The organism is Collinsella sp. AF31-11 (assembly GCF_003475605.1).
Lineage (GTDB): Bacteria > Actinomycetota > Coriobacteriia > Coriobacteriales > Coriobacteriaceae > Collinsella.
Genome location: NZ_QRQS01000002.1, coordinates 211,712 through 221,090 on the forward strand (window position 1 = coordinate 211,712; position 9,379 = coordinate 221,090).

Annotated in this window: 8 protein-coding genes and 1 tRNA gene; all 9 read left to right on the forward strand. The window is 58.3% G+C overall.

From position 1 onward, the window contains the following. The first annotated feature begins 245 nt into the window (after positions 1–245). The 9 genes from purB (at position 246) to DWZ22_RS02045 (ending at position 8,694) form a co-directional block, all read left to right on the forward strand. Positions 246–1,592: an adenylosuccinate lyase gene (purB, locus tag DWZ22_RS02005; RefSeq protein WP_055251306.1), complete on the forward strand. Its 1,347-nt coding sequence runs from the start codon at positions 246–248 to the stop codon at positions 1,590–1,592. Between the two features lie 128 nt (positions 1,593–1,720). Continuing rightward, the gene (locus DWZ22_RS02010; protein WP_117629999.1) at positions 1,721–1,984 is read left to right on the forward strand and encodes a TIGR03905 family TSCPD domain-containing protein; all 264 of its coding nucleotides are present in this window, start codon (positions 1,721–1,723) and stop codon (positions 1,982–1,984) included. After that, a complete protein-coding gene (locus DWZ22_RS02015; RefSeq protein WP_117734829.1) occupies positions 1,984–3,195 on the forward strand; it encodes a twin-arginine translocation signal domain-containing protein in 1,212 nt (403 codons plus the stop codon). Before DWZ22_RS02010 ends, DWZ22_RS02015 begins: the two co-directional genes overlap by 1 nt. A 152-nt stretch (positions 3,196–3,347) precedes the next feature. Further along, positions 3,348–4,070 carry a response regulator transcription factor gene (locus DWZ22_RS02020; RefSeq protein WP_117734830.1) on the forward strand — a complete coding sequence of 241 codons (723 nt, stop codon included), beginning with the start codon at positions 3,348–3,350 and terminating at the stop codon, positions 4,068–4,070. An 11-nt stretch (positions 4,071–4,081) separates the two neighbouring features. Further along, positions 4,082–5,647, forward strand: a complete 1,566-nt coding sequence (locus DWZ22_RS02025; RefSeq protein WP_117734831.1) for a cell wall metabolism sensor histidine kinase WalK — start codon at positions 4,082–4,084, stop codon at positions 5,645–5,647. Positions 5,648–5,765: 118 nt separating this feature from the next. Next, positions 5,766–6,644, forward strand: a complete 879-nt coding sequence (locus tag DWZ22_RS02030; protein WP_118098370.1) for a phosphoribosylaminoimidazolesuccinocarboxamide synthase — start codon at positions 5,766–5,768, stop codon at positions 6,642–6,644. Next, complete coding sequence (locus tag DWZ22_RS02035) at positions 6,645–7,220, forward strand: hypothetical protein (RefSeq protein ID WP_118098372.1); 576 nt, start codon at positions 6,645–6,647, stop codon at positions 7,218–7,220. 89 nt (positions 7,221–7,309) lie between these two features. Further along, on the forward strand, positions 7,310–8,590 hold the full coding sequence (locus DWZ22_RS02040; RefSeq protein WP_118098374.1) for an aminopeptidase: 1,281 nt from the start codon (positions 7,310–7,312) through the stop codon (positions 8,588–8,590). A 28-nt stretch (positions 8,591–8,618) separates the two neighbouring features. Continuing rightward, positions 8,619–8,694 (forward strand) — tRNA-Lys (locus tag DWZ22_RS02045). The last annotated feature ends 685 nt before the right edge of the window (positions 8,695–9,379 follow it).

The following is a 9,379-nucleotide window of genomic DNA, read 5'->3' on the forward strand; positions in this document are numbered from 1 at the left end:
GTTGCCCGCTCCATCGAGCGTGGGAGACCTCGGGACGGCCAATTCAACAAAGCCTCCCCATCGTCTCCGTGAATCCGAGGAGATCGCCCACAGCCGGTGCGCGTCCGCGACGCGGGCGCGCGGACGTCCCGTTGCCCGCTCCAATTCCAAAATGTTAGGTTCATGCCTACTGTCCATACTCGCACCCGCGCACGGTACAATGGTTGGGTTACGACCAACGTGCCAATAACCAAAAAGGAGCCGCTATGATCGATCGCTATACCCGCCCGGAGATGGGACACATCTTCTCCCTCGAGAATAAGTACGCCATTTGGCAGGAGATCGAGGTCCTGGCCTGTGAGGCCCAGGCGGAGCTCGGCAAGATCGGCATTTCTAAAGACGAAGCCCAGTGGATCCGCGACCACGCCAACTTTGAGAAGGCAAAGGTCGACGAGATCGAGGAAGTCACGCGCCACGACGTTATTGCTTTCCTGACCAACATGAAGGAGTACATCGACGCCGATGTCCCCGAGGGCGACCCCAAGCCCAGCCGCTGGGTTCACTATGGCATGACCAGCTCCGACCTGGGCGATACGGCTCTGTGCTACCAGCTCACCCAGGCCTGTGACCTGATTATCGAGGACGTCAAAAAACTCGGCGAGATTTGCAAGCGCCGCGCCTTCGAGGAGCGCAACACGCTCTGTGCCGGTCGCACCCATGGCATCCATGCCGAGCCGATGACCTTCGGTATGAAGTTTGGCTCTTGGGCATGGGAGCTCAAGCGCGATCTGGATCGTCTTGAGGACGCCCGCAAGAACGTTGCCTTTGGCGCTATCTCGGGTGCCGTCGGTACCTATAGCTCCATCGAGCCGTTTGTCGAGGAATATGTCTGCGAGCACCTGGGTCTGGTTCACGATCCGCTGTCCACGCAGGTCATCAGCCGCGACCATCATGCCTACCTGGCCGGCGTCCTTGCCACTACAGCGGCCACCTGCGAGCGCATTGCTACCGAGGTCCGCAACCTGCAGAAGACCGATACGCTCGAGGCCGAGGAGCCTTTCCGCAAGGGCCAAAAGGGCAGCTCCGCCATGCCGCACAAGCGCAACCCCATCACCATGGAGAAGGTCTGTGGCCTGTCGCGCGTCGTGAAGTCCAATGCCCAGGTTGCCTTCGACAATGTCGCCCTGTGGCATGAGCGCGACATTTCGCACTCCTCTGCCGAGCGCGTCGCCCAGGCCGATAGCTTTATCGCACTCGACCACATGTTCCAGTGCCTTATCCGCGTTATCGACGGCCTGCAGCTGTATCCGGCTCGCATGATGGCCAACCTCAACAAGACTCGCGGCCTCATCTTCTCCTCCAAGGTCCTGCTGGCCCTCGTCGATACGGGCATCACCCGCGAGGATGCCTATGCCATCGTGCAGGAAAACGCCATGGCTACCTGGCACGAGGTGCAGGATTGCGTCTCCGGTCCCACCTTTAAGGAGCGTCTCGAGGCCGACCCGCGCTGCACCGTCAGCCAGGAGAAGCTCGACGAGATCTTTGATCCGTGGGACTTCCTCACCCGTATCGACACGGTCTTCGATCGCCTGGAGCAGCTGAGCTTCGAGTAGGTTCGGGCATAACGTTAGCTTTTTAGGGCGCTTTGCTGGTAATGTGTGTTGCCGGCAAAGCGCCTCGTTGCATTTAGGGAAAGACGGGGATAATAGTCGTCTCGAATAACATTCTGAGAGAGGATCGCATGATTTCGTTTGATTACAAGCCTCAGGGCGTGTGTGCTCGCAATATTCACCTTGACCTGTCCGATGACGGCAACAAGGTGGTGGGCGTCGAGTTTACCGGTGGCTGCAACGGCAATCTCAAGGCTATCTCCAAGCTGGTCGAGGGCGCTCCTGCCGATCGCGTCATCGAGGTTCTCGCTGGTAATACCTGCGGTATGAAGAAGACTTCTTGCGCCGATCAGCTCACGCGCGCTATCGAGGCCGCTCGCGCCGAGATCGCCTAATGAGTATCGCCGACCAGATCAAGAACGGAATATCGCGCCGCGGCTTTGTGCTCGGAGGGGCTGCCGCGGGCGCTGCCACGGTGCTTGCCGGATGCTCAAAGAAAACGGGTACCAGCGACGACGCTGCCGGCGAGCCACAGGTTATCAAAGACGACTCAAAGATTGTCTCGATTACGGATGAGTACGAAGCTGTTGATATCGATCTTGAGCCTGCGGCCTCGTGGACGCTGCCGCTGGGCACGCTACTGTACTACTGCGATGGTGACTACGCTGCCGCGATGATGGCGCCTGCTTCTGCCCTGCATGCCAATACGCTTGGTGTGCTCAACCTGGGCGATGGCTCGCTCACGACGCTTATCGAGGATCCCGTCGAAGGTACGGGATATTCGTTTTACGATGTCCGCGCCGGCGATGGCGTGTTTGCTTGGGTCGAGATGAACTTTGCGAACTCGTCATGGAAGCTCTATGCGCAAAGTATGGCAGGCGCGTCGCTTGTCGGCGATGTGGTTGAGCTCGACCGAGGCGGCAAGGACTACGATCCGCCGATGTTTACGGCGTTCGAATCGTCTGTCATTTGGTACAAGATGCCCTCAACGGGCGGAAATAAGACGAGTAGCGATTCGTATTGCTACCGCCGTTCGCTCGATGAGGCAAAGGTCGAGACCATTTGGAAGTCAACGGGTCGCTTTGCATCTGCCCCGCGCGTGAGTGACGGTATCTTGACCATATCCCCGCGCGTGCGCAATGACGAGGGTGTCTACTACGGCATGACGGCGATTGACCTGACGGACGGTAACAATACCAAAAGGGCTCAGCTGGTCCTTCCCTCCTCGGTGTCTCCCTTTGAGGCCGTATATATGGGTGACACATTTGTGTTCTCCATCGAGGCGACCTATAACGGCGTGGGAAGTCTTGGAAACATGGGCACCTATATTGGCAACGAGAACGGGACCTTCCTATTCCTGTCGCGTGAGCCGCTTGCATGTGCTGCCGGCAGGAAGAACAAATATCTGGTTAAGGTTCAGGCATCGCATTTTCTGATCGATACCTCCGCCAAAACCTATGGCTCGCTGCTGTCGCCCGACCGCGCCCTTGAATATGGCGATTATCCAGCTACGGCGGGTAAATCGAATACGTTTTTGACCTATGCCACGGTACGCAACAGCCAGGGAATCCCCGAGACGGTCACTGCCCGCCTATTCTCTCTTTAGTACCGAGGGGTTAAAAAGGCGCCAACGGGGGAATAAACGCGTTGTAATTGTGAGTACCGCCCGCCGAGCCGCCGCACTGCAGCGGTGCTCGGTGGGCATAGGTGCGTTAAAATGGGCTTGTTCTTAGCTAATTGAGACAGGGGGGCCGTGTTATGGCTTCAGATGCAAAAAAGATTCTGCTGGTCGAGGATGAGAAGGCAATCCGTGACGCTGTCGCTGCCTATCTCGAGCGCGAGGGCTATTGGGTTGTGGGCGTGGGCGACGGCCAGTCTGCTATCGAGGAGTTCGAGAAGCATCAGTTCGACCTGGTCGTGCTCGACCTCATGCTCCCTAAGATTCCCGGCGAGCGCGTTTGCCGCACCATTCGCGACACCTCGGATGTGCCTATTATCATGCTTACCGCCAAGGGCGAGATCGAGGACCGTATTATCGGCCTCGAGCTCGGAGCCGACGACTATCTGATCAAGCCGTTCTCGCCGCGCGAGCTTGTTGCGCGCGTTCGCGCTCTGTTCCGCCGTGCCCATCAGGCCGACGAGCCCGCCGTCGAGGTACTCGACTTCGGCGATCTGGTCATCGATATCTCGGGCCACAAGATTTTGGTCGAGAACAAGGAAGTGGACCTGACCGCTTCCGAGTTTAAGCTGCTCACCACGCTTGCTCGTCATCCCGGTCGTGTCTACAACCGTATGGAGCTGGTTGAGAAGGTTCTCGGCTACGACTTTGAGGGCTATGAGCGCACCATCGACAGCCACGTGAAGAACCTTCGCGCCAAGCTGGGCGACGACCCCAAGAAGCCTAAGTGGCTCTACACCGTCCACGGTGTTGGCTATCGCTTCGAGGCCCCGGCCAAGACCGATAAGGCGGACGAGAAATAGGGAAATCACATATGACACCTGCGCGCTTTGAAATCGGACAAAAGCACAAGCAGGAGAACGAGGCGGGTTCCAAAGCAAGTTGGAACACGCCTCGTTCCGATTCACGGCCAACGATGAGCTATCCCTCGCGTATGGCCCTGGCTTTTGCCCTGACGTCGCTCATGACGGTATTGGTGCTGGTGGGCGTTGTCTCCGTTGTATGGGGCACCGTCTTTTCGGATTACACGCGTTCCAATATCGTTGAGATCGCCAATTCTGCCGCCGAAAAGCTTGCGACGTCGTACGAGGAAAACGGCAATTGGACGGCGGGCGAGCTGCGCACGGTCGCGACATCGAGTTTGGTGTCCGACGATCTGGGCATGCAGGTCGTCAACAAAAAGGGCGTGATCGTTTATGACGACTCATGGCCTTCGGCAAGTGCGACCGCCGATGTGCGCGAGAGCGAATCGGCGTCGAGCAGCTCGAGCGGTAAAAAGGCCTCGCATAGCCCGGTTTCGTCGGCGCCCACCGACTCCGATAGTGTTGCCAACGTCGAAATCATAACGTCTTCCGGCGAGCATGTCGGACAGGTAAAGCTATGGGCCATCGGCTCCGACGCCCTGCTCACCAAGGCAGATTCTGCGTTTAGAGAGAAGACCTTTAACGCCATGGCCCTTGCCGCGGTTGTGGCAGTCTGCATCTCGGTCGTTATCGGATCGCTCATGTCGCGCATGCTCACCAAGCCGATTCATCGTATTACCAGCACGGCCAAGCAAATTCGCGATGGCGATCTATCCGCTCGCACGGGCTTGCGCGGCGATGACGAAATCGATCAGCTGGGTGAGACCTTTGACGAGATGGCCACCTCGCTCGAGAAGGATATGAAGCACGAAAAGCGCCTGACCTCGGATGTCGCGCACGAGCTTCGCACACCGCTTATGGCCATGCTTGCAACGGTCGAGGCCATGCAGGACGGCGTGTATCCCACCGATGATGAGCATTTGGAAACCGTTGCTTCCGAGACGCGTCGACTTGCCCGTCTGGTGCAGCAGATGCTCGACCTTTCGCGCATGGAAAACAGCACGGCGCCGCTCAACCTTGAGCAGGTGGACATGGTCCCCTTCGTGCGCTCCATCGTCAACGCTCAGGAGCGCCTGTTTGTCGACCGCGATCTGCGCTTGCGCTTTGCAGACGAGACCCAAGGTCACGATGATGTCGTCGAGGCCGACCCCGATATGATCACGCAATGCGTCATCAACCTCATGAGCAACGCCATGCGCTACACCCCCGAGGGCGGTTGGGTCGTGGTGTCGGTGCTCAGTGACCGCAAGCATGTCAGTATTGCCGTTTCGGATACCGGTATCGGCATTGCCAAGGACGATCTGTCGCGCATCTTCGGCCGTTTTTGGCGCGCCGATGCCAGCCGCGCCCGCGAAGCTGGCGGCCTGGGCGTTGGCCTCGCCGTGACCAAGCAGATCGTCGAGCGTCACCATGGCTACATATCCGTGGAGTCGGAGCTTGGAAAGGGTACGACTTTTACAATTCATCTGCCCCGCGAGCACACGGCGGACGCGGCATCTACTACAATGGAGCACTAGCTTTTCGCTATTCGGTGAAGGAGGGGCCGCGTCCCTGCCGCTCCGAGTTTGCGAAAACGTGTGGGAAAGAACCCGCATTTCTGTCGTATTTAGGTAAGGAGTGACTCACGTGACAACGATGGAGCGTCGTCCGGATTCCCGTGGCAAGGTTCGTGATATCTACGATGCCGGTGAAAACCTGCTGATGGTCGCCACCGACCGCATTTCTGCGTTCGACTTCATTCTTCCCGACGAGATTCCGTTTAAGGGAGAGGTGCTCAATCGCATCTCGGCGTTCTGGTTCGACAAGTTTGCCGATATCGTCCCCAACCATCTCGTCTCCATCGACCCGGCGGATTTCCCCGAGGAGTTTGCTGAGTATCGTGACTACCTCGCTGGCCGCGCCATGCTGGTTAAGAAGGCCCAGACGATTCCTATCGAGTGCATCGTCCGCGGCTATCTGACCGGTTCGGGCAAGAAGACCTACGACGAGAACGGCACCGTCTGCGGCATCCAGCTGCCTGAGGGCCTGATCGAGGCTTCCAAGCTTCCCGAGCCGCTGTTCACGCCGTCCACGAAGGCCGAGATCGGTGACCACGACGAGAACATCTCGTTCGAGCGTTGCTGCGAGATCGTGGGCGAGGACATCGCCACGCAGATTCGTGACCTGTCTCTCAAGATCTACAAGGCCGCTGCTGAGTACGCCGCGACCCGTGGCATCATCATTGCCGACACTAAGTTTGAGTTTGGTGTCATAGATGGCAAGGTCACGCTGATCGACGAGTGCCTCACGCCCGACTCCAGCCGTTTCTGGCCTGCTGCCAGCTACGAGGAGGGCAAGATCCAGCCTAGCTACGACAAGCAATTCGTCCGCAATTGGCTCAAGGCCAACTGGGATATGACGGGGGAGACCCCGCACCTGCCCGCCGAGGTCATCGATGGCACGTCTGAGCGCTATCGCGAGGCCTTCCAGATCATCACGGGCTCCCAGTTCAAAAGCATGAAGGAGAACGCATAAGTGAGTACCCGTAGCGCCACGAACAAGCGCACGCAATCCCACGAAGTTACCGGGGTTGCGCGCAAGTCTGCCGCATCTGCTAAGCCCGCCCGCCAAGCAGCGAGCTCCGTTCGCGTCGTGCCGGCTTCGTCTAAGGCACGCCGCAAAGAGCTCGAGAAGGGTGAGAACCTCGAGGGCCTCTCTAAAGAGGAGAAGCGCGCCCGCAAGGCTAAGCAGCGCGCCAAGGAGGACCGCATCTATACGGTGTCGAATATCCTCCTCAAGCAGGACGAGGACTACACCAAGCGCCGTCGCATCTGGTGGATTGTGCTCGCCATTGGCATGGTGCTCGTCGTGGCCATTTGGGCTTCGCTGTACTTCGCTCCCGCTGGCATGGTGTCCAGCCCCGTCCAGATGGTCGGCATCGTTTTGTCCTACGTCATCATTTTGGGCGACTTTATCTATGACTTCGTGCGCATCCGCCCCCTACGCAACATGTACCGCACGCAGGCCGAGGGCATGTCCGAGAACAAGCTCAACGCTCTTATTGAGCGCGCGGCTGCCGAGGAGGACAAAAAGGACTCCAAGAAGAAATAGCGTTTGCATTCATACTTATCGCTAAGATATAAGGCGCGTCGTTTTTGCGACGCGCCTTTTTACTGTTCTATAGATAGATGGAGTGGCACATGATTCGAGCTGCCCTGACGGTTGAAGAAGCTCTGGAGGGCATGAAGGCCCTGGAGCCCAAGATTAAAAACTACGCTCGCCTGGTTGTCTGCAAGGGCGTAAACGTCAAGCCCGGCCAGGAAGTCGTCGTTCAGTCTCCGGTCGAGTGCGCGCCGTTTGCGCGCGTGGTGGTCGCGGAGGCCTATGCTGCCGGCGCCGGCCACGTGACGGTCATTTGGGCCGATGATGCCGTGACGAGGCTCACGTACGAGCATGTCGATAAAAGCTATTTTGAGCAGACGCCCGAGTGGAAGCGCCTGCAGCTGGATTCCCTAGCCCAGGACGGTGCCTGCTTTATCTTTATCGAGGGTGCGGATCCCGCAGCCCTCAAGGGCATCGATCCAGCCAAGCCGGCCGCGGCATCCAAGGCGAGGAATACGCAGTGCAAAGTTTTCCGCCGTGGACTGGATTACAACATCAATCCGTGGTGCATCGCCGGCGCTCCGGTCGTGGCTTGGGCGCACGAGGTGTTCCCGGGAGACGCCGATGAGGTTGCAATCTATAAGCTGTGGAATGCGATTCTGCACACCGCTCGCGCCGATGGCCAGGACCCGGAGAGCGACTGGGAGCTTCATGACGCGGCGTTCGAAAAGAACTTGCGCTTCCTGAACGACAATCGTTTTGACCGGCTGCATTACACCGCGGCAAATGGAACCGATCTGACGATTGGCATGACGAAGGGTCACGAGTGGGCCGGCGGCAAGGGTAAGACGCCCGATGGACATCCCTTCTTCCCCAACATCCCCACCGAGGAGGTCTTCACTTCGCCCGATCGCATGCGTGCCGACGGTATCGTGTACTCGGCCATGCCGCTCATCCACCACGGTAACAAGGTCGACGATTTTTGGATTAAGTTCGAGGGCGGCCGTGTGGTGGACTACGACGCCCGCGTGGGCAAGGCGACGCTTGCGAGCATCATCGATACCGATGAGGGCGCTGCTCATCTGGGAGAGGTCGCGCTCATTTCCAAGAACACGCCGATCCGCGAAAGTGGCGTTCTGTTCTACGATACGCTCTATGACGAGAACGCCAGCTGCCACCTTGCGCTGGGTGTCGGCTTCCCCGAGTGCATCGAGGGCGGGTATGACATGTCCAAGGAGGAGCTCCTGGAGCATGGCGTTAACGTCTCGAGCACGCATGTTGACTTTATGATCGGCACGGACGACATCGATATTACGGGCATTACGCCTGATGGACGTGAAGTTGTGATTTTCCAGAACGGCCAATGGAGTTGGGAATAGACCCAGACCGTGGTACAATGCCACCCGCGGGCCGTTAGCTCAGCTGGCAGAGCAGGGGACTTTTAATCCCAAGGTCCAGGGTTCGAACCCCTGACGGCCCACCATAGAAAAGAAAAGCGACTGGCGGATGCCGGCCGCTTTTTTGTTGCAGGTACACGGGTTCGAACCCGTCGGGGCGCGGAGCTGAGTAAACGCGTGAGCGTTTGCCAGCGCAGCGCGCAAGGCGCGAAAGCGCCGCAGCGGCCGCCTGCGGAGCAGGCTGAACCCCTGACGGCCCACCATAGAAAAGAAAAGCGACTGGCGGATGCCGGCCGCTTTTTTGTTGCCGGTACACGGGTTCGAACCCGTCGGGGCGCGGAGCTGAGTAAACGCGAGAGCGTTTGCCAGCGCAGCGCGCGAGGCGAGAAAGCGCCGCAGCGGCCGCCTGCGAAGCAGGCTGAACCCCTGACGGCCCACCAAAGATTGTTGAGACGGTCAACTTCGGTTGGCCGTCTTTTTTTCGCCCTTTCATGGGTTCGAACCCGTATCTATCTATATATAAGAACGCTTGGCGAACAAAACCCGCCTTTTACCGATGAGAAACAAATAGCTGATACTTTTGGAGTAAAGTAGCGCTCCAGAGATGACCGATGTCTCAATACTCGTAAAACAGCTGGTCATCGCCAATATCAGAAGCCAATGCTTCAGTTTTAACCTCAGTGACGCGACTGAGGGATCTATTTATTTGTGAACAAAATATGGAGTGCGTGATTCCCGCCCCCGGGGCCCCTCCGGTCTGGCAATATATCT